At 41.0% G+C, this 20,614-nt stretch carries 12 protein-coding genes; 1 reads left to right on the top strand and 11 read right to left on the bottom strand.

Annotated elements, in window-relative coordinates; translation table 11 throughout:
- Positions 1-11: 11 nt before the first annotated feature.
- From HG267_RS33300 to HG267_RS33275, 6 genes are read right to left on the bottom strand one after another with little or no spacing between them, the layout of a single operon-like run.
- Positions 12-1,895 carry a hypothetical protein gene (locus HG267_RS33300; protein WP_045871530.1) on the bottom strand — a complete coding sequence of 628 codons (1,884 nt, stop codon included), beginning with the start codon at positions 1,893-1,895 and terminating at the stop codon, positions 12-14.
- Positions 1,892-2,671, bottom strand: a complete 780-nt coding sequence (locus HG267_RS33295; protein ID WP_045871529.1) for a hypothetical protein — start codon at positions 2,669-2,671, stop codon at positions 1,892-1,894. The genes HG267_RS33300 and HG267_RS33295 overlap by 4 nt, the downstream gene beginning before the upstream one ends.
- The gene (locus tag HG267_RS33290) at positions 2,671-3,858 is read right to left on the bottom strand and encodes a CHAT domain-containing protein (protein WP_045871528.1); all 1,188 of its coding nucleotides are present in this window, start codon (positions 3,856-3,858) and stop codon (positions 2,671-2,673) included. The genes HG267_RS33295 and HG267_RS33290 overlap by 1 nt, the downstream gene beginning before the upstream one ends.
- Positions 3,855-7,346: a protein kinase domain-containing protein gene (locus HG267_RS33285; RefSeq protein ID WP_052335255.1), complete on the bottom strand. Its 3,492-nt coding sequence runs from the start codon at positions 7,344-7,346 to the stop codon at positions 3,855-3,857. Before HG267_RS33285 ends, HG267_RS33290 begins: the two co-directional genes overlap by 4 nt.
- Before the next feature lie 31 nt (positions 7,347-7,377).
- Positions 7,378-8,604, bottom strand: a complete 1,227-nt coding sequence (locus HG267_RS33280) for a CHAT domain-containing protein (protein ID WP_045871527.1) — start codon at positions 8,602-8,604, stop codon at positions 7,378-7,380.
- A complete protein-coding gene (locus HG267_RS33275) occupies positions 8,601-11,777 on the bottom strand; it encodes a hypothetical protein (protein WP_052335254.1) in 3,177 nt (1,058 codons plus the stop codon). Before HG267_RS33275 ends, HG267_RS33280 begins: the two co-directional genes overlap by 4 nt.
- A 512-nt stretch (positions 11,778-12,289) precedes the next feature.
- On the opposite strand from HG267_RS33275, the gene HG267_RS33270 reads away from it, so the two are divergent.
- Positions 12,290-13,387 (top strand): DNA sulfur modification protein DndB, encoded by a 1,098-nt coding sequence (locus HG267_RS33270; protein ID WP_045871526.1) that lies wholly within the window; start codon positions 12,290-12,292, stop codon positions 13,385-13,387.
- A gap of 66 nt (positions 13,388-13,453) precedes the next feature.
- Here the strand turns inward: HG267_RS33270 and dpdD are convergent, their stop codons facing one another.
- The 5 genes from dpdD to HG267_RS33245 all read right to left on the bottom strand — a co-directional run bounded on the left by dpdD (position 13,454) and on the right by HG267_RS33245 (position 20,576).
- The gene (gene dpdD, locus HG267_RS33265) at positions 13,454-15,721 is read right to left on the bottom strand and encodes a protein DpdD (protein ID WP_045871525.1); all 2,268 of its coding nucleotides are present in this window, start codon (positions 15,719-15,721) and stop codon (positions 13,454-13,456) included.
- A gap of 101 nt (positions 15,722-15,822) precedes the next feature.
- Complete coding sequence (gene dpdK, locus HG267_RS33260; RefSeq protein ID WP_045871524.1) at positions 15,823-16,338, bottom strand: phospholipase D-like domain-containing protein DpdK; 516 nt, start codon at positions 16,336-16,338, stop codon at positions 15,823-15,825.
- A 40-nt stretch (positions 16,339-16,378) separates the two neighbouring features.
- Positions 16,379-17,035 (bottom strand): hypothetical protein, encoded by a 657-nt coding sequence (locus HG267_RS33255; RefSeq protein ID WP_052335252.1) that lies wholly within the window; start codon positions 17,033-17,035, stop codon positions 16,379-16,381.
- 3 nt (positions 17,036-17,038) lie between these two features.
- Positions 17,039-20,065 (bottom strand): class I SAM-dependent DNA methyltransferase, encoded by a 3,027-nt coding sequence (locus HG267_RS33250; RefSeq protein ID WP_045871523.1) that lies wholly within the window; start codon positions 20,063-20,065, stop codon positions 17,039-17,041.
- Positions 20,066-20,102: 37 nt separating this feature from the next.
- Entirely contained in the window at positions 20,103-20,576 is a 474-nt protein-coding gene (locus HG267_RS33245; protein ID WP_045871522.1) for a hypothetical protein, read from the bottom strand.
- Positions 20,577-20,614 lie beyond the last annotated feature (38 nt).

Raw genomic sequence — 20,614 nt, 5'->3', positions numbered from 1 at the left:
TTTTAGATTTTTTAATATGTGTAGCAACTTAAACCATAAGCTGTACCTACCCATAATTTAGTCTCTTTATCTTCACCAGTGCTGATGGCCAGTGCTATAACTCGATTTGCCCCTAAGCCACTATTGTGGATGTTAAATTCGTTAATTTTCCATCTATTGCCTTGACTCAGTAAACAAAATAGCCCCTTATCTGTCCCAACCCATAAACTGCTATTGCTCTTATCCCATACCAAGGCTGTTATAACTCGGTTTTCAAGCTCAGGTATTGGTTCCCAGTTGTCAACATTACCTACATACAGTCCCTGACTTGTACCTACCCAAACCTGTTCCGACTCATTTCCATTAATTGCTAGTAGCGATCGCACATCTGCACTACCTAAGTTACCAGTAATTGGAGTCAGTCGTTTTGTATCAATTTTCAATAACAACAATCCTGCTGAAGTACCCAGCCAAACGTGGTTTGTAACAGCTTGGGTAATTACTTGCAGCCATCCACTCACCAGTTCCTTGAGCAGTTCCTTGTTAGAAATTACTTGTACCCAAGCTGAATCTTTGTACTGATAAAGACCATCTAATCCAATTGCCCAGTAGCGATCGCTTCCAGCAGTTAGGGTTAAAATTGGTTCAGAAATATTGGGCGCGGTTTGCAGTTCATTCTGCTGTTTTAAGCTATGTAAACCACTACTCCAACTCGCAACCCAAACAGTTTCTTGGTCTTGGCTGGTGATGATAGCGCGGATATCTTGGCCAGCAAGTTGTCCATAGCGCCGCCAACTTTCGGTAAATAAGTCATATCGAAATAAACCTTGTGCCGTCCCAATCCATAAAATAGAACGGTCTGCAAATTGCTGCACTGACAGTGCTTGCACTAAACTACTGAAAGTGGGTGGAGATTTTTCGCGGGAAGCTAACCCAATGACATCAGGGGGATTGTCCGTTAAGTGCAAAAGTATTTGCTTGTTCTCGCCACGCAGTAGTCCATCATGAGTACCAATCCATACTTTATCGTCTCTACGTATTAGCAAGCTGGTAATAGGCGCATTAAATCGCTTTTCTGTCAATGGTGTCCAACCGGTTTCTGTTGCTAAACCCACCTGTCCGCCACAGGCTGCCCAAACTCCTTGCGTATGGGGAGCTAGGGCAGTAACTTCACCAGGATATGTAGTATCAATTTTGTGTAGTTTGTTCGTTAATAAGTCAATGCGTACCAGTCCGCGAAAAGTGCCTAACCACAGGTTTTCACCTTGACGAGCTAGGGTGAGAACATCTGGCTGCACGCTGTCGCTAGTACGCACCCAACTAGCATTTTTGTAATTATAAACGCCTTGAGCATTGCACAGCCAAATATCATTTTCGTTGGCGATCGCCATTGCTCTTGGAGGAAAACCAGCCGGGGGTAGTTCTAAAGCGGGTTTACGGTCTGGAGTGTTGATAGCATAAATACCGCTAGCAGTTCCAGCCCAAAGTTTACCACTAGAGTCCAAGGTCAAACAACTTACCTTTACCTCGCCCAGGATGCGGTAAGGTCGCCAAGTATCATTTTTTAGATAATAAATGCCAAATTGTTCGTGAGCAGCCCAAACTTGACTCGTGCCATCTACCGCCACTGCTAACACTGAGTTACCTGGCAAACCATGTTCGCTGGTGTATCTCACAAATCTATTTAATTCCAGCTTCCAGTGCAGTACCCCTCCCCCAGTCGCCAACCATAAATTTTCTTGTGTTGGGTCAAAAGCTAAGTGACGGACATGACGCTGACTAACTAAGTTACCCCATTCTAAAAAAGCTTTATCGCTGGGTTGTTCTTGTTGCGGCACAGCATCAGCGACGGGGATGGGCAAATCTTCTCCCCCTACTGGTACAGGTAAATTAAGTTGGTAGTCTTTACTACTCATAATCTATTGGTGCTGGTAATACGCCCCCACTCCTGCTTTAATTTATCTAACTCAGCTTGTAATTCATAATTCTGGTCTTGCTGCTGTTCAATACATTGATTGAGAAAATTATGCCAGTGTTCTTGACTTTTTTGCTGTTGCTGCCAAAGTCCGTAACGTGTATCTTTATACAACCGTTCTGTTGCTTGTTTTAAATTTTGTAGCTGTCGGTTTAACGCTGCTTCCCAAACTTTCAAACGCTGGTACTGCTGTGTCAAGTCTTCTTGAGAATTACGAGTTGTCCAAACTATTCCCCAAGGTAATTCTTCCAAAACATCGCCTAAACTAGCAGCAGCGTCACTACATAAACCCTGGAGATTGGCCAGTAATTCTGCATCCTCAGCGTTGACATCAGGATCTAATAACCGAAAGATATGCTCCAGTAGCATATCTTTATCAATGGCTTCTAGGTCTTTGAGGCTAAATTCTGTTGTTTGTTCTTCCTGGTAGAGAAAATTATCGTTTGCGACATCTTGCTGTTGCGTATCGTCTTCATCCTGGGTGAAACGTTGAATTTGGCTGCGAAGGGAGGCAATTTCTGCTTGTAAGCGCATCGACTGGCGACGTAATGTACCAACAACTGCCTGAAATTCGTTGTAAGCTGCTGCGAGATTTGTTTCTAGTGGTGCAATTGTTTCCCGTGCAGTAGTAATTGACGAGCGTAGTTGTTGCAGTTGCGTTAGTAAGTTATCTAATTCTGCTTGAGTTATTTCTGATGTCGATGCGGGGTTTGTCATCAGGCGACACCTACTGTAGCCAGGGGTTGAGTTAGTCGATAGTAAGGCGGACTATAAAGACCATAAGCCAGACCTAAAGGGTTATTGTACTCTTCTATAAAATATCTGCGGGTAGCTTGTAGGGCTTCCCCAATTGTCATTTGTTTATCTATAAAGAATGTATAAAATTGTTGAGCAAAAGCCGCAGCAAAACGGTCGGGAACGGGACAAGCAGTTGCAATTACTGCCTCAGCACCACGTTTAATAAACATTTGTGGTAAGTTAAAAGTTTTGCGTAATGCATCAGTTCCACCTGCTGACTGACAAGCATTGAGAAAGACTAATGGTTGACACTGAAATCGTTTATCTTGTTTTACTAAAATAAAAGATATAGCCCCTAATTTAATCACTAAAGGTTCGCCTTCTTCTCCTTCATCCTTTAACAAAGAAAATAGCAGGGTATCTACATCTAATTCTTCTGACTGACAGTGACAAGCAAAATGGAGAATGTTATGGTTAGCTTCTATAAAATAATCAAGTAGGTTTTCTCCATTTTCAATTTTTGTTAATTTACCTACTGCTGAAAGCAGAGAACAACGGCTATTTTGCAAGGTGCGAATCAATTTTTGAATTAGTAGCCATTCATTTTGATGAGCTTCTCGCAGTCGATGATGCAGACAAAACATCATATCTAATGGTGTAGTTCTGTCTGCCAAAAAGCGAGAAATATCTTTTTCGGGAGTAAGAATTCGAGCGGGAGTGTAGCGCAGTCCCCAAAACATTTCTGGATTAGGTTCTTGATAATTATCCCCTGCATAGAGTACTTCCCAAGGGAAAATTACCCGCTCAGATATAAAGGTGGGCGCTGGAATTTCAGTCCCCATCATTTTACAACGACCTTCGATAATTTGACGGGAGCCTTCCTCTTCAAAAAATCTGCGGTAAGCTGCTAAACCCCACTTTGCCAGTTCTCTCATTTCTTGCTGGCAAGTTTCCGCATCTAATTTGATACTTTTGGTGTGATTAATTGCTTTTTCTAGTCTCCAAAAAGACTCTAAAACATTATTTGTAAATTTCAGAAGTTCTTCATCAGTGGCAGTTATGTTAAACTTTTGCCAACCAATATTATAATAATTTTCTTTAGGAATTACAATTGGTAAAAAAGATGCCATTGTTTGATGGCGAATGGCGCTACTAATACCGCTCATTCTTCCCTCCCGTTCTCTATGTTGAGAGAGAAATTTAAGCTATGAATTGGTCGCATTCCATCTGCAAAATATACCTGAACTAAAGCTGACGTATCAGTAATTTCATTTGGTACAACTAGGGTAAACCAGCCTAAATAATCACCTTTAGCAGTAAGTGTCATCGTGATGGGCAAATCTGGAATCACTTGCAGACCATAGGTGACAATGTGTACCTGTAGATTTTCAAAGACGAGATTCTCTGCTACTTCGATAACTCTATCTTCATGCCACACCGGGGGATTTCTTCGCAGAGTAACACGAAAACGAGCGATCGCACCAGGGGGCAATGGGTCATCAATTTCCCGTCCTATAGGTTCGACAATGGCATAGCCATCACCAGGAACGGGACGGTAAGGACGCGCCATTGGGTCGCCAAACAGAACGTAAGCTAGCCAGTCAAGGGAATCAGGTGCAGCTGCACGGGCTAACTGACGGCTAGTATAGAAAGCTTCGCCCAAGGAAGCGCCAGCCCACAGACGGTTGTAGAAGCAGCTAATAAAGGCAGCTTCTACTGCTGGTTCTACAGCCCAGAGGGAACCTACAAAGCCGCTACATCCAGCGCGGATAAAGGCAGATGCCCATGTGTTTTCTAATGCTGTCAATTCTGGCACATCTGTTTTAACGTAACTCAAGGTAACAAATGGGCGATTGCGCCGCAGGTTTAGTTTGGCGGGACGCATTTGGAGTTCTATGTCTTCTGTATCGTCGCTGTTATCTAAGGTTACGGGAGCGTTACGAAGGTTGGTTGCATCTAAGGACTGACTGTAGCGAATTAAATGCAGACCTCGTATAGCTTCAGTAGAATCATGCAATACACCTGCTGGTAAAGGCTGGGGTAGAGGTGCGCCGGGGGCTTCGAGGAGGGTAGCCCAGAGTTGGGGTTGTTCGACATTGGCGTAGTGGGCGATGTTAACTGTACCTACAGGAAATTCGTAGGGTCTGGTGTCGTTTAATTCTTGTAACCAGCGGCCAATGATGAAGCGATCGCCTAAAAATCTTTGACCATCATATAATAATTCCCAAGGTATCCAGGCTTCTTGATCAGCGAGAATTAAAAGTGTAAAAGTGGTATTTTGGGGTATTAAACTGCGAATATCGCTTTGTAGTTCTGTGGAGAAGAGGTTTCCAAATAGGTATTGACCAAGGGAAATTAAACGAGATTTTCTCTCAGTGGGCAAACTATCGGATATATTTTCGAGTGTAGTTGCTAACAATCCCCGCACCTGTTCTATCCAACTGGTTGAAAGTGAGTCTGATGTATAAATGTTATTTTCGGTAAATACTGAGAGAAAGCGGAAGCTTTTAAGTTGGTATTGGAATTTGCAGGTGGAGTTGCTTTCGTTCCAGATTGTTTGGATGCGGAGCATAAAATCTGGTTGAGGGACGGGACGAGGTTGGGTGATGATGCGTTGAGGCGTGAAGGTTGCTTCGTCAATGTCGGCGACTTGGATTTGAGTTTCTAGTTTTGTCTCGAAGGTATCGCCTCGGTAGAGTTCGGCGGTGATGGTGGCGGAACCTGGGCGGAGGGCGGTGAGGCAGAAGCGGGCGGTTTGAATTTCTTGGGCTATGTCGGGATTGAGAGGTAGGCTGGTGGTGTTGTCGCCGTTGAGTTGGAAGCCAGGGGCATTGAGGATGATGTTTAGTTCAGTCTCATAAATCTGGTTTCTTGAAATTGTAATTAGATAAGCACTTTCCTCGAAAATTGCACTGTTACCTAGATTTATAGTGACTTCTAATTCACTACCAACCGAAATATCATATTTTAATACCCTTAGCATTACAGCACATACAATTATTGCTGTTTCTGACACAGATGGCGTTTCTGTTATCCTTTCAGATTCTGTTAATTCAACTTCTTGCCTGGATTCATTCTCCAAAATATATGGATTTAGATAGATAGCAAACTGAAATCTCAATCGCTGTTTAAGATTTTGATAGTCCTGAATACGACTTGTTACTACCATATCAATATCGTATTCTTGACGAAATTCATTTATGGCAAGAATACAAGGATTTTGCAAATTTTCTTTTACTTCGTCCAAGCCATCAAGTAATAATATTATTCGTTTATTGTCAATCCATTTTTTTGAATTTTCTTGAGGAATGTTATAAATTATTGTAAATTCTTGTATGATCCAATCTGCTATACTCTGATTCCTAAACCAAGTATTAATTCCTCCTTTTTTGATATTCCAAGAGGAAAGCTTAAATATAATAGGAAGAGGTTGACTAATATCTTGTTCTACGCGGTCAATTAACTCACGAGCTAGCTCTAATAGTGTTACTGTTTTACCCACACCAGCTTCACCTAAAATAAGGAGAGTATGATGCCAATCAAAAAATTGAATCACCTTTATATCATCAGGTGTTAAGATATGCGGAGTTTCTTCAGAAGGAGGTTCCGGTGAAAATAACTTCCAAGGCTCAGGAGGATATATGTATCCATCAAGTTTTGATTCAAGTTTGAAGTGAATGGATGGTTTTTCTTGTAAAATTCTTTCTAAGACACCTTTAATCCAGTAATTTTTTACCTGATTCAGTAAAATCTGATAGTTCTGATCTTCTTGCAAAAGAAGAGGTAATTGAGTTTTGCTCAAATTTTGGATAGCTTGCAAGGCTTCAGTCGCTGACTGGTAGCGCTGTGAATAATTATATCTCACCATTTTATCTAAAATGGCTGCTAGTTTAGGGCTAACTTTTACTAGATTGCGCCAGATAATTTCACCAGTTGCGGGATCTTTTTGGAACTCACGAGCATTTACTCCAGTAAGGGCTTGGATTCCAGTAATCCCTACAGCATATATATCACTGCTCAATCGAGGGTATCCATTAGCTTGTTCTGCGGGCATATAGCCTTGAGTACCAATTGCAATCGTTACGTCTTCTTCCTGTTTTTGAGATACTGTTCTGTCTTCTTCCTGTTTTTGAGATTCAGTTATTTTAGTACGAATAATTAATTGTTTACTTGCAAGAAAATCAATTAGAATTATTTTTTCGTCTGATGCACGTCTGATTAAATTGGATGGTTTTATATCCCGATGTATTACATTATTATGATGAACAAATTCTAGAATCTGCAATATATCTTGCAATAGAGTTATGACATAACTTTCGCTTAATTGCTTACCTGGAATAATTTCTTGTCTTAAATCATGCCCATCAATAAATTCTTGAACTGAAAAAAATTGCTGATTTTCTTCAAAATAAGCTAGAATTCTAGGAATTTGGTCGTGTTTCCCTAGCTGAACTAGTATTTCCGCTTCTGATGCAAACAAGCGTCTCAGCACTTTTAAAACGCTCTCTTCAGAGTTTAATGGGTTTAATTTTTTGACTATGCATTTAGGTTTACCTGGAATGCCAATGTCTTCCGCAAGGTAAGTTACATCAAACCCACTTTGGCTGATCATTTGTAGAATTCGATAACGTCCTCCCTGTATTGTTCCTAACATTACACTTATCCAAATGTGTATAAATTACCATCTACAAATTAATTAATTTTACCAAAGCTGGTTTCTGTCTCACTCGATAACTTGCCGGACTATAAACCCCATAAGCCAATCCCAACGGATTGTTAAATTCCTTCAAAAAATACCACCTCGTTGCCCGTAATGCCTCCCCAATTGTCATAATTTTAACAACTTTATCCCCAGTTACTTCATCCATCACCACCATCCCCCGCAGAAAAAACTCATAAAACACCTTCGCAAACGCCGCCGCAAACATATCCGGTACAGGACAAGCTGTAGCAATCACCGCAGCCGCCCCATGCTGAATAAACACCTTGGGTAAATTGAATGTCCTGCGTAACTCATCCACACCCCCAGCCGACTGACAAGCATTAAGAAACACTAATGGCTGACACAGAAATTTCCCCTGGCGCAACAAAAATTTGTAAGTTTCTAACTCCAGCACCAAGCCATTTTCTGTAATCTCCTCATCTCTAATAAAAGAAATCAGCAGCTTATCCCCCAGTCTAGTCTCCTTACAATGGCAGGCAAAATGCAACATATTGTGGCTAGCCTTGTAAAGATATTTGAGTAAATCATCACCCAAAGGATCGCTGGATTTACCATTAGTCAAGTTGCAAGCTGTCCCCAGCAACGTGAAGCGGTCTTTTCCTGTCACCCTCACCAACCTTTCAATTTCTGGTCTTTCATTTTTATGAGCATGAAGCAACCTGTGATGCAAGCAAAATAACATATCAGAAGGTTGAGCTTGCTCCAAAACATAATCTGCGATATCTTTTTCTGGGTTGAGAATCCGAGCCGGGGTGTAGCGCATTCCCCAAAACATTTCAGGATTTCCCTGTTCATAGTCCTCTTCAGTTCCCTCAAACAGAACTTCCCAAGGAAAGGGCATAACTTCTGAAACAAAGGTGGGAGCTATATTTTCATTTAAGCGAAAGTTAAGAATTTTATTTGGTTCATCTTCACCAAAAAAAGCTTGGTAGGCTGTTCGTCCCCATTCAGCTAATTTGATTAAATATTTATTGCACAAACCCACATCTAGTGCAAGGCTTTTTTCTTTATTAATAGTTATTCTTAAATCATCAAAACAATTTAAAATTTCTTCTGTCAGCATCTCTAAAACTTTATCATCAGGTTTAGAAAATCTCCACCGACCAATTGAGTAGTAATCTTTTTCGATTATAATTTCTAAGCAAGAACTAGCCAAATTTACACCAACTGGACTGCCAACTCCTCTCATTGCGCCTCACCGTCCTGCTTAACAATATTCAGTGCAAAACGCAAATTGTGAACAGATTCTATCCCGTCCTCAAAGTATACTTGAACTAACACTGACCGACTTTCCATCTCAGCAGGGACAGTGAGCGTAAACCAACCTAAATAATCTCCGGTAGCTGTGCGTGTCATAAGTATTGAATCACCAGGAGTAACCTGCAATCCGGACGTGACGATAAAAACACGTAAATCATCAAAACTTAAATCTTCAGCCACCTCCATTAATCGATTCTCGTACCATACAGGAGGAGTACGGCGCAGGCTAACGCGAAACCTTACCGTGCTTCCTGGGGATACTGAGTCGTCAATTTCTTGACCTATAGGTTCCACAACCGCATAGCCCTGTCCCTGTACAGGTCGGTAAGGACGCGCCATTGGGTCGCCAAATAATACATAAGCCAGCCAGTCCAAGGATTCTGGTACAACGGTTTTAGCCAATCTGCAAGCCGTTTGGAACGCCACACCCAAAGTTTGCCCTGCCCAAATGCTGTTATAAAAAGCACTAACAAAAGCTGCTTCCACATTCGGTTGCACCGCCCAGAGGGAACCAACAAACGCGCTACAACCTGCTCTGACAAAGGTAGAAGCCCAGGTTTGCTCTAATGCTGTTAATTCCGGTTGCCCTGCATTTAGATAGCTTAAAGATACAAGGGGATGATTGCGACGTAGACTCAGTTTGGCTGGTTGCACCTCACGCTCAATATCCTGAATATCGCTACTGCTATTAACCCGCACTGGCGCATCCTGGCGGTTCGTTGTGTCCACAGATTGACCATAGCGAATTAAATGCAAGCCACGTATTGATTCAAACAAACTAATATCATTAAATATACCAGCTTGCATGGAAATTGGCGGCGGTGCGCCTGATGAGTGCAAAAGCTCAGTCCAAAGTTCAGGTTGTTCCACACTAGCATAATAGGCAACATTCACCGCGCCCACAGGAAACTCATAGGGTCGTGCTTTCTCTAACTCCCAAGGCCAGCGACCGATAATAAAGCGATCACCTAAAAATTTCTGCCCATCATGTAATAATTCCCAAGGAAACCAAGCATCCTGGTCAGCTAATATTAGTAAAGTGAAAGGCTGATTAAAGCTGGCTATGGTGCGAAAAGTATTTTGCAGTTCCTGTGGGAGTAAGGAGTAAAACAGGTACTGACCGAGAGAAACAAGGCGAGAACGGAAATCTTCTGTGACGCTACTTGCTGCTTCCTCAAGGGTGGTTTTTAATAATGAGTGCGATCGCTCGACCCAATTAGTAGATAAAGACTGTGAATTGTAGTCAACATCATCCGCGAACAGCAGGCGTGGTTGATAGCTATCAATGTGATAATTGAAAGTACAAGCGGAGATATCTGCGTTCCAAGTAGTACGCACTTGGAGAATTATATCTGGTTGGGGAACGGGACGCGATCGGGCAGCAATGAGGGGCTGTAGTTCTGTTTCTTCAAATGCAGTAACTTCTACTTCTGTTTCGAGAGTAGTTTTGTAAGTTTCTCCACAGTAAAGTTCTGCTTGAATTTTCGTTTTACCTGAACGCAAGGCGGTAAGATTGAAGCTTGCTGTTTGGATTACGTTGGCAGTGTCTGGATCGATAGGTAAGCTTGTGGTGTTATCGCTGTTAAACTGAAAACCGGGAGCAGTCAGAAATATATTAAGTTCACTTCCAATAGCATCAGTCCTTGAAACTTCAAGAAGATAAGCATTGCTGCTATCATTTCCATCTGGACTCAACTCAACAGTTACTGCCAATTCCCCTCCAACCGTAGTTGAATGTGATGATATGTTGAAGAATAGATGAAAACAAACTATCGGTTCTGACTGGGTGATTGGAAATGGGTTAACAATATCTAAAGACTCTTTCTGTTCTGATTGAATTAGTGGAGTTCGACCACCACCACCAAGGCGTAACCATTTTTCCTCTTGCTCATACCAATCCAATCCAGACAGGTGACAAATTTCTGCTAAAACTAGTTCTGGAATACCATTATCACTGTTGTTCAGTATGATTTGTACTGTTTCATCTATTTGGTTTATCAGATTAGTTGGCAGTTCGTCCACCGTAAATTCTAGCCAGTTAGTCAGTTCATCTTCAGAAAATTCAGTAAGTACAGGTAGCTTAACAGGTGTATATGGGTTCCAGGTTGGGTCTAACGTTTCAGCAAAAGGAATATTCCAGCTACCCACACACCCCTCATAGTCAACCAGGAACATTAATAATCGGAATTGACTTGCTGATTCCTTCTTAATTGATATCACTTTATTCACCAATGGTTGCCAGAAATCCTGTATCAACTCTTGTAGAAAACCTTCACTCAGGGAATCGACACCAAAGAAAATTAGCAGCACATTTTGAGTCAGCCACCATTGATAAAATCGTTCGACAATTTCCTCAATTGTGCTTCGTCTCCCTAGACCGACTCTACCCCTAAGTTCATGCCATAAAGCTGCAATGTCATTCCTCCGAGCAATACGGCTTAATTCAATTCTGATAACTTTTCCGCTCGTGATGAGACTGGGAAAGTATTGAACTACTAACCGATTTAACAACCAGCCCTGACCATAGAGAATTCTTTCTAAAGTTCGTTTTTGGAAGCCACTCATCTGGCGTAGCTTCGGGAGATAGGTGTCAATTACCTCTAAAATTAGGTTTGCTGTTCGCTGTTGCTCTGTATCACCACTAAGTAAAGGTGTCATGCAGCTTTGTACTGCTATGTTCCTTCGAGGTACGCGACGAGAAGCGACACTAAACTTAATATCTGCCACTAAACGCTTGCTATTGCTGATGCGGTGCGCTACTTTGAGGTTGTTTTCTCGAACAATTCTTTGACGGAGTTTTGATAGCAACCTTACAGTTTCTGCGATTCGACTGCGAAAAATCCAGCCATCAGGAGACTCTTCTTGGTTAAAGCGGATAATTTGCAAGTCATTTGCCAGTTGCGCTAAAGCTTTTCTGAGTGCTTCTGGTTTTTCTTCAGGAGTTAACTTGATGTCTTCGGAAGGTTGAAAATTATCAATTACTTCAACCCCTGCCATTGTTACATCATAAATGCCATAGGCAACTTGTTCTGCTTCGCGTTGTTCAATGAAGGTCAGAACTTCATCAGCCAGGCGTTTTATTGTGTCAAGGTCTAAGCTCATGGTTTTTGGACTCTAAGGTAGATGAACCTAGTAAGCTAGAATTGGCTAATTTCACATCAGATGACGACGCTTTAGCTAGCGTCAATTTTTTTCTGCCCATATTTTTTGAACGAGCTACCCTGCGTTACCAAGCATTTTGCACGCTTATTAGCTGTCTTCACTTTTTCTTCGACCCATATTTGAACGGGCAGTCCTGCGCTGTTCAAGAAGTTCTTCCTGTAGCAAATTTTGCTTGTTTTCGTCTTGCCAATCCCTAATCAGTCGCTTCAGCGCTACATTTACGATGTCTTGTAAACTTGGGGCATCACTGGTTCGATTGGGAGCAAGCATTTGCTCGCATGAGTGTCTAATTGTGTACAACTGGGCATAAATTTCATCTGGAATCCGTGCTTGGTGAGGCAATGGTTTTACTGCTGCTACATATCTCACCCCAGCATAAATACACAGACATAATTTCTGCTACCATGTATGCTTGTATGCAAGCTTAATTAAGCTATAGGAAAAGCAAAGTAATGTTTGAATTGGTTATCAAAGGCGTGCCTGTACAACGCGGTCAGGCGTGCGAGCATATGAGTTATGTCGCCAGCATCACATTTGGAGATGTTGCACGATTGCTGAATGACGGTCATCTATATATACCGAATATCCCAGATTTACCAGACTTGGCTCAACGCAAACTTAACGTGACACGGGTTAAAGCAATAGCCCGATATATCCTAGAGACTTACCAAGATGGAACTACATTTTTTCCACCGATTTGCGTTAACGTTCAGCCATCGCCAACTTACAGAGATGGTAATATCTATCTTCCTTACCATTCGGTTAGTTTGCGGTTAACCGATGGTCAGCATCGATGCTATGGGATTCGCCAAGCATTGCAAGATATCCAGGCGCAAGAGTCGGAATATGCCATTATCCTTTCACAATTAGAAATTGGCGTGTTGATATATGCAGGACTGTCATTAGAAGAGGAACGCCAAGCTTTCCGCGACCAAAACCTATTAGTCCAAAGACCAAGTGTGTCGCTATCCCATGCTTTTGATAAGCGATCGCCCACGGTTTTAATCGCCAAGGACTTGATCTGCCGAGTTCCTCAGTTTCGTGACAATGTGGAGACAGTAGAAAACGGCTTGGGTAAGCACAATCCTAAGTTGCTGACCTTATCAACATTAGTCACCGCTACTCAACGGATGTTCCCCAATTTAAAATCTCAAACCGATTTGGAATCTCTGATTGATTGGGCGACAACCTTTTGGGCAGCAACAGCAAGCATTATCCCTAACGATCCTTGGAGGATTATGAATAAACAGGAGCGTGCTACCCAAAGACAGGAATTAGTAGCAGTCAGTGCTGTTGTTTTTCAGGCGTTGGGTATGTTAGCTCATGATTTGTTATTGGAAAGAGTTCCGGCAGAAGATTTGGTTAAGTGGTTGAGTAGATTGCAAGAAATAGATTGGCAGCGGGACTCTCAGTTGTGGCGAGAACGAGGAGTAACCCAAGTTGGCGCAAGCGGAGAACCTATCATTTCTAATACAAAGACAACTGTTGATGCTTGCCATCGGGTTTTGCGTGAGTTTGCTGGTATTATTCCGATGAGCAATGTATCCTGAGGGTATCAAGTATCTCCCGAAGTCCGCGCAGTTATTGAAGACAACCTATTCTTACCTCTTGATTCCTCATCCAGCTAAATACTCCCGTATAGCACGCAGCATACTTGTACTACCTTTACTGTTAACCAAAAGAATCGGCGCAAGATGCGATGGACGATTCGCTTCAATAAAACCTGTGGCGGCGTGTTTAGCACTAGCCGTCACCATCACAATAATGTCAGAATTTTTCACCCACTGACGCAGCCTATCATTACCTCCCTTGTCATGGCTGAGATAAACTGTCACTTCTTTACAAGCTGCTTCTAAAATACTTTTTACTCTGATTGCTGCGGTTTCTGTGAGAGTGTAAATAAGAACAGATTTATTCTGGAGTTTTTGGAAAACATTAGCCTCAACTTCCAGGTTTTGCTCGACTAAACTGGCTTGTTCGCCAAGCAAATCTGGAAGCGATTCTCCTAAGTGTAAATCTTTTACCAAAGCGCGAAAGATTCCCCTTTGCACTTCATCAATACGTTCTGTAAAACGGCGTATAGTTTCAGCCGTAGCAAATAGAAGTTGTTCGCGCTTTTCTGGGACTGGGCAAGGGTATGATATTAGTACATCAATTAAATCAAGCATCCAATCAACTTTTTTGGGTGAGGCGAACCTGTCCCAAAGCTCCAAAGCATAGTCTACAATCTCTGTATATTTTGCTGTATTAACTCCTAAAGTTAAAATAGCGATCGCTAAATCATTGAACAAAACCAAATCAACATCCCCACCCTCTGTACTCAGGACTAGCAGTTCTAGTAATGAGTAATAAAGACTCTCGAACTCGCCACGGGGAAATTGCTCATCTTTCTGAAAAAATCCCAGCAAATAAGGAAGCGCATCGTGCAGAACAGACTCAGCTGTTGAGCCTACTTTACTTAACAATTCGTCAAATTCTGCCACCGCCTGTGGTTTTGTAAGCAAGCTAGTGACATCCCATTCGGCAGAACCCTGGCGTGCAGTGTATAACGCTCGTTCCCAGGTTGGCTTTTTATCCAGTTGCGATAACCACTCCAACCAATTCGTTGGGACAGATAAAGGTGTTGGGGTGTCTTTTGTTGTACCTTCCTGGCTTCCCCGCAGTTGGGTAAGAAAATCTTGATTCCAGCGTACCTTCAGCAAGGCTGTTTGCTCGTCAGCAGTCAACTCGTCAAAGGCTTGCAATGCAGCTTTTTCCACCGCCAACGTTTGCAACTCGTAGACGCATTGGAGGAGTAAGCGAACTTTCTCTTTCGACGACGGAATATTACAAAGCAATGAAAATGCTTGGTCGAAGTCTCCGTTTTTGGATAGCTGTTCGGCTTGTTGCAGGGGGTCGCCTTCGCTATTCGGGGTAGCATCTTTTAGCAGTGCAGCTAATCTTTGCAAATAGCTGCGGTGAGTTTCTTCAACTTCCGCAATTGCTAGCAGTTCGTCTCGAAGTGCAGGTTTCGTTGGTTCTCCACCTACCGCCAGCAGCATAAATAATTTCAGTACTTCTGGGATTTTACTACCTGCACGGACAGCAAAAAGATTCTTGTAACGGGGAAAAACTACTTCTTGGAAATAGGCTACAGCACTGCCGGGGGCGTTATTGTCCTCAAAATGTTGTAGTTCAGTGCGGTATACTGCCTTCAGCAGAGCTTGGGTAACGGCGAAGGGGCGGCGAACCTGCAAAAGATTGCCTAGTTCCGGGAGGGTAAGCAACTCGTTCCATTGCTCTAGTTCCGCCAAGAGTTGCACCCGCAAAAACAGCAGATTCAGCGCATCCAGACGATGCTGGTCTACAAGGTATTGTAGTGAGTTTTCCGCAGCAATGCGATCGCCTGCTTGCAATGCCATATAAAAGTCCCGCAGTACGCGACCTGTGGGACGGGGAATATCTGCGGCCCGTTTCACCCGTCTCTCACTCACTCGGCGCATCTGCTCTAGTGCTTCCCAAACATCTGTCGCTTGTCCGCACAGTTTGACCGCAGCGCCTCCAGTAAATTCGTAAACTGCTAATTCTATAGGGTCTTGGGGGTTTAGTTGCGCTCTTTGTCCACGAAATGTCGAATATGTGGGGCCAACAAACGCCATTAATTCTTCACTCAAACGGCGTAATTGGCGTTCCGAAAGGGCGATGGCGTACCAATCTACACTCTCGGAACGCCAGCAGGGAAGAATTGTTGGCTGAGGTTCGCCTTTGGTCAACAACTCGACCCAAGGACGAATTTTGGCTTGTTTTCCTTCACCACGTTCAATCTTGCCAAGGTCAAATTTGTTGTCAGTGCCAAAAAACTGCTCTAGGAAGTGGCGGATATCTGCATTGCTAGCATTAGTCATCGCTTTTGAATATCACATAGTTAATATAGTAGGATGTGTAATAAAAAATACTCAAATCGTTACAAGATTAAGAATTAAATAATCCAAAATCCAAAATAGCATTACGCCCCTCCCCATCGGTTAGTAAAAATCAACTGTTGTTCGGCGATCACTTCTGGGGATGTTTCATAAGTTACAACTTCCTCATTGATTGTAATACCGTTGTAGGTGAAGTTCATCGAACCTGCAAGATAATACCCATCTCCCAGGATACCTTTTGCGTGGAGTTCTTCGGTAATGTGGAATCGCACGGGAACGTCCTGATAATCAGTTTTGCCTTTGATTTGTTCAATAAATCTGTGGTTGTGAGAGTCGGGACGGGTAGCAATGTGTACAGTCGTTCCCCGTTCGGCTAGGGTGGCGAGGACTTGGGAGAGGCGAATGCGGGAACGACTCCATGAGGGTTCTAAGCATAGGAAGGTGTTGGCGGTGTTATCGATAACGGGGATGTCAGATATCCACGGGGAAACAAGCCACACGCATTGGCTAGGGGTGATAAGTTCGGCGACAAAGATTGTTTGGAGTAAGTCAGGGATTTGGCGGGAACTTAGGCGGGAGTGAATATAGCGGGAAGGCATTTAATTTATTAAATTTTAGGAGATTCTTAAGGATAAAAATTTAATTAACTATAAGAAATAAATGGAGAATCGTCATTAAATCCTTTTGACCGTATTGAAGATGACGAGTACGATATAAATTTGGTGTTTTTCCAAAACCAGGCTCATCAATCCAATCTTCTTTCAAACGTATATCACCTTTATATTTATTCAGGCGATCGCAAATCAAATCAATACACTCAGGAACCTTACCGTCAATCACAAAGCCTAGCATTGCTGCATAGTCATGACCTATACTGTAAGTTCCTACAACAAATCTTTTTACACCCTCTAAAACATATTTTGTCGCTAAATTTCTATCTGGTTTTGTACTGCTGACTCGCTTACACTCAATACCAAAATAATCTTCACGATCCCATGAATAAATCATTTTAAAATCAATAAAACCATCTGGCTTAAAGCTCTTGTCAGAACGTCTTGTTGCTGCTTCATTATCAATTATTGGTGGCCCATTTATACCCCGGCGTTCCTTTTCAACCCACATCTCATTGTGTAAAGCTCCAGCAATAGTCTCTTCATCACTTTTAGTATTAATTTCTGGTTTTTGGCATACTTGAATCCAAGCTGCTTGAATGAGATCAAGGACTGTGGCAATAATATCGTATCGTTTAATAAATGATGGTTGTCCAACAGCACCTGAATCATCCAATGGCAACATAATTTAACGATTCCTAAAATGTTCAGCTAAAACAGTATCGGCATCATTCAACCCAGCAGAACGAGTCCAGTAACGCAGTTGAGCAGGTTTAATAATATATAAGTATTCACCGACATATATTCTGGCATTTCGTCGGGTGAAAACGCGGTCAGCCAATTGTGGCGGTAGTTGTTCCGCAATGCTTTTCAGCACAGTCACCAAATCCTCAGCCTGAACAGTTTGTATAACTGGCTCACGACCTGGATATGGTACTATGCTAAATTTAACCACCTGTAATGGTGCTTTAGGAATACTCAATATCTCAGCAACTATACTTCTTTCGTTAAGTGTTTGAAGAAAGGGTTTAATAACACTCATGAATTGTATAGCATACGCTTCTAAATCAGCAGTTTGAGGTCTTCTTAATGCTGTAGATTTCTCACGATTCATATACCAATCAATCGTGATTTGTGTAGTATCTTCAACTAAAACACGTTCATGATCCTCTAAACCGTAGAGATTAAATACAGCTTCATCAAGTTGTTTTTTCAAATCTTTCTCAACAGGTTTCTTGGGAGATTCACGCAATCTACCTTCTATTTCAATAATTTGATTAATAAATCTTTCGTTATCTTTATTTGGTTTAGGAACACGAAGACGTTCTAAATCTTGTGTTTTTATTTCCTTGCGCTCAATACCCCATGAAGAAGCTGTTAAGAATAAAAAATAACTGGTTATTGAAGAATTTATAATACCGTTTAAGTAGTGAGCTAAGTGGACTTTATTTTTTGCAAAAGAAATACCTGAATACCTTTGTGTGTAAACAATATCTTCTTGACTAAAAGCAGAAAATGCCTCATTCCCATCAATACTTTGTGAAATTATAACCAATGGAGCTTTATAAATTTGCGAATCCCTTGGCGACTCCATTGTTGCAGGTGGTAAGTCTAGTTCGTTTAAATCAATTTGATATCTAGGCATTTTGCTAGAAGCTAGACATTTTTTGTCCATCAATTCTGCCGGAACTTTACGATGATGTCCATACTTAAATCCATTCTTAGGTGGATTTCCTACAACTTGTTCAATGTTTGGAAAATTTCCCAATTTTTGGAGCAGACGTATATCTCTAGCACTACCCCAAGTAGCAACTTTCAGCATATCTGAGTCGCAAGCTGTGCTAAAAACTGGTAGTTTTTTAATATGCTCTGTTCCAATTTCAACAATGCCATGTCGTCGGAAATCTATAGAACGTTCTGGACATACAAAGTAAAAGGAATCTCTTTGTTCTGAAGGTTTACCTTCTGCTATTAAAATTATTGGTGGAGCTTCAGAGTTAGGGAATAAATTATCTCTGTAGAGCTTAGATAGATTTACTATGACTTTTGGTTTATATCTCATCAACAGAGATTTTTTTGCTTTTTTGGCTGCTGTGTCATTGCTAAAAAAAGGCTTACCATGCAAAATTAAACCAATGCAAGTTTTATCATTAGCAAAGTCGCCAATACGCCATAAAAATGCTTGGTCTGGAGGTGTACCATAAGCTGTAGGATATCCATCTGGATAACCCGAATCAGGACGCTTACGCTTACAATATTCTTCTGCTGATTTATTAGATTTAGGTTTTGTCCAAGGTGGATTACCAACGATTGCGCTAAATTGTTTATGTGCAAATTGTTCTATTTGATTAAATTCTGCTTTTTCATCAAATGCGTCATTGGCAAATAAATTATTACCTATCAGCTTTTGAAATTTTAAATCATTTGTTAATTGACGATGTTGCTCTAATTCATAATCTAATTCCAAAGCAGTAAGGTAAAGACTAAAAGCCGCAATCTGAACTGCTTCTGGATTAATATCTACACCATAAATTTGATTGTAGAGAGTTTCACGAATTAGATGACGAGTTGGTGTTTCTCCATTAGCCCAGCGTTTAACAACTAATCTCCGCAAAGATTCAACTAAAAATACACCTGAGCCACAAGCAAAATCTAGAACTTTAGCATTACCATCAAGTTCTTTAAATACTTCAGAAAGTACTAAATCAACCAAATTTATAGGTGTATAATGGGTACTATTTTCTTTTGCTGATTTGGAATCAGTAGCATAAATAAAACTTTCATAAATTGAACTAATTAATTCTATAGGTATGACTTTGAAATCATAAGCCCGCCATAGACGTTGTTGACCTGTTGCTATTTCTTCTACACCACCTATTAAACTTTGTGCAACTTCAAGATGTTTTTTAGCTACAGCATCTCTTTCTTTTATTGATACAGGAAATAAATCCCCATTAAAAATCGTTTGCAACCACTCAAATAACTCATAAGTCGCTAGTTTATCATTTAGGAGTTCATTAAATGAATCTACTCCAAAGCGGCTAGAGAAAAATTCTTGATTTAAAATATCTCTATCTTGCAGATAAGCAACAAAAACAGAACGTATTAAAATAGCATGAGCAAATTGACGCTCTAATTTTTTTTCTTTTGTTAATTTCTCTTCAGCCTCATTTAAATCTCTTACAAGAACTGAATCTACTCTTTGTTGACGGTCAATTTGCTTTGCTTTTTCCCACTGCCAAAACTCACCTGATTCAATTTGCAGACGACTAGCGAATTGATTCATACGGTTCAAGTCGCTTTCAGTAGTTTCAAAGCTTTCGATTAAATGTCGGTTTGGATCATTTTCATCTTGTTTTGTGGGTTGAGAATAACAATTATAAAGTAATACCTCATCAGGTGTAATCACCCACAACATCGGGGCTAAACCATGATTCCAAGACAGTTTATGTAGTTTAGCTAACTTTCTAGGATTAGGTTCTTTTAATTGAGTAAAATAAATACAAGGTGAACCAGACAATTCATAGATTGCTGTAGCGTTAATTTGTTCAGTATCAATTACAGCACTATATTTAATGCGCTTTTCTAAATACTGGTTGTTATTGCGAATATCTTCCGCTTTTGTAACTCCTGTAGTCGGCACACCATCACGATAGAAGCCAGTATGTGCCATTACTCGCTGGTATATTTTATTTACAGCTTTATTAGAACTCATTACTGGTTGCTCCTTGTGATTCTTATATGTATTTCTTTTACCCCTTCAAAACTATTCCTGTTCGTTTATCAAAATCTAAAACATGATGTTTCTCTGCTTCTCTGGCTAATTCTGTAATTACATCTCCAATTGCTCCAATTTCATTAATTACAACTTGTCCCTGATTTTTTCCAGAAGTTTCTAAAACCATCAAACCAAAATCTTGCATATCTTCAATTAAATAAAGTTGGGAATTAACAAAAACCAGACGATGTTTAAAAAAAGAATATTCATAATTTCTTAATTGTAAAAAAAGTAAAACTTTTCTGATTTCTTGTAATGAAAGCTTCTGTCTTAAACTTTCAATAGTTTTTATTTCTAGAATTTGCTGCCACTTATAAACGACTTTAGGGTGCTGAGGATTACCAAACTTTTCTGGCACTACCAACTCCGTTCTGTCTAAATAGCTTAGTCTGCCAGAGCTTATGCCAGTTAAAGCGATGGTTTCTTGTCTAGTAAATCCACTAGCCATAAAAGGTTTTGTACTCCATCGAAATACAGCGATGTTTT

Origin of the sequence: Tolypothrix sp. PCC 7601, from assembly GCF_025677855.1 — a bacterium.
GTDB lineage: Bacteria > Cyanobacteriota > Cyanobacteriia > Cyanobacteriales > Nostocaceae > Aulosira > Aulosira diplosiphon.
The sequence above is the reverse complement of the archived record's forward strand: the minus strand, read 5'-3'. Positions and strand labels throughout refer to the sequence as shown.

What these genes read in the sequence shown, in the direction of transcription:
- HG267_RS33300 (WP_045871530.1), bottom strand. Translation starts at nt 1,895, where the DNA reads ATGAGTAGTAAAGACTACCAACTTAATTTACCTGTACCAGTAGGGGGA.
- HG267_RS33295 (WP_045871529.1), bottom strand. Translation starts at nt 2,671, where the DNA reads ATGACAAACCCCGCATCGACATCAGAAATAACTCAAGCAGAATTAGAT.
- HG267_RS33290 (WP_045871528.1), bottom strand. Translation starts at nt 3,858, where the DNA reads ATGAGCGGTATTAGTAGCGCCATTCGCCATCAAACAATGGCATCTTTT.
- HG267_RS33285 (WP_052335255.1), bottom strand. Translation starts at nt 7,346, where the DNA reads ATGTTAGGAACAATACAGGGAGGACGTTATCGAATTCTACAAATGATC.
- HG267_RS33280 (WP_045871527.1), bottom strand. Translation starts at nt 8,604, where the DNA reads ATGAGAGGAGTTGGCAGTCCAGTTGGTGTAAATTTGGCTAGTTCTTGC.
- HG267_RS33275 (WP_052335254.1), bottom strand. Translation starts at nt 11,777, where the DNA reads ATGAGCTTAGACCTTGACACAATAAAACGCCTGGCTGATGAAGTTCTG.
- HG267_RS33270 (WP_045871526.1), top strand. Translation starts at nt 12,290, where the DNA reads ATGTTTGAATTGGTTATCAAAGGCGTGCCTGTACAACGCGGTCAGGCG.
- dpdD (WP_045871525.1), bottom strand. Translation starts at nt 15,721, where the DNA reads ATGACTAATGCTAGCAATGCAGATATCCGCCACTTCCTAGAGCAGTTT.
- dpdK (WP_045871524.1), bottom strand. Translation starts at nt 16,338, where the DNA reads ATGCCTTCCCGCTATATTCACTCCCGCCTAAGTTCCCGCCAAATCCCT.
- HG267_RS33255 (WP_052335252.1), bottom strand. Translation starts at nt 17,035, where the DNA reads ATGTTGCCATTGGATGATTCAGGTGCTGTTGGACAACCATCATTTATT.
- HG267_RS33250 (WP_045871523.1), bottom strand. Translation starts at nt 20,065, where the DNA reads ATGAGTTCTAATAAAGCTGTAAATAAAATATACCAGCGAGTAATGGCA.
- HG267_RS33245 (WP_045871522.1), bottom strand. Translation starts at nt 20,576, where the DNA reads ATGGCTAGTGGATTTACTAGACAAGAAACCATCGCTTTAACTGGCATA.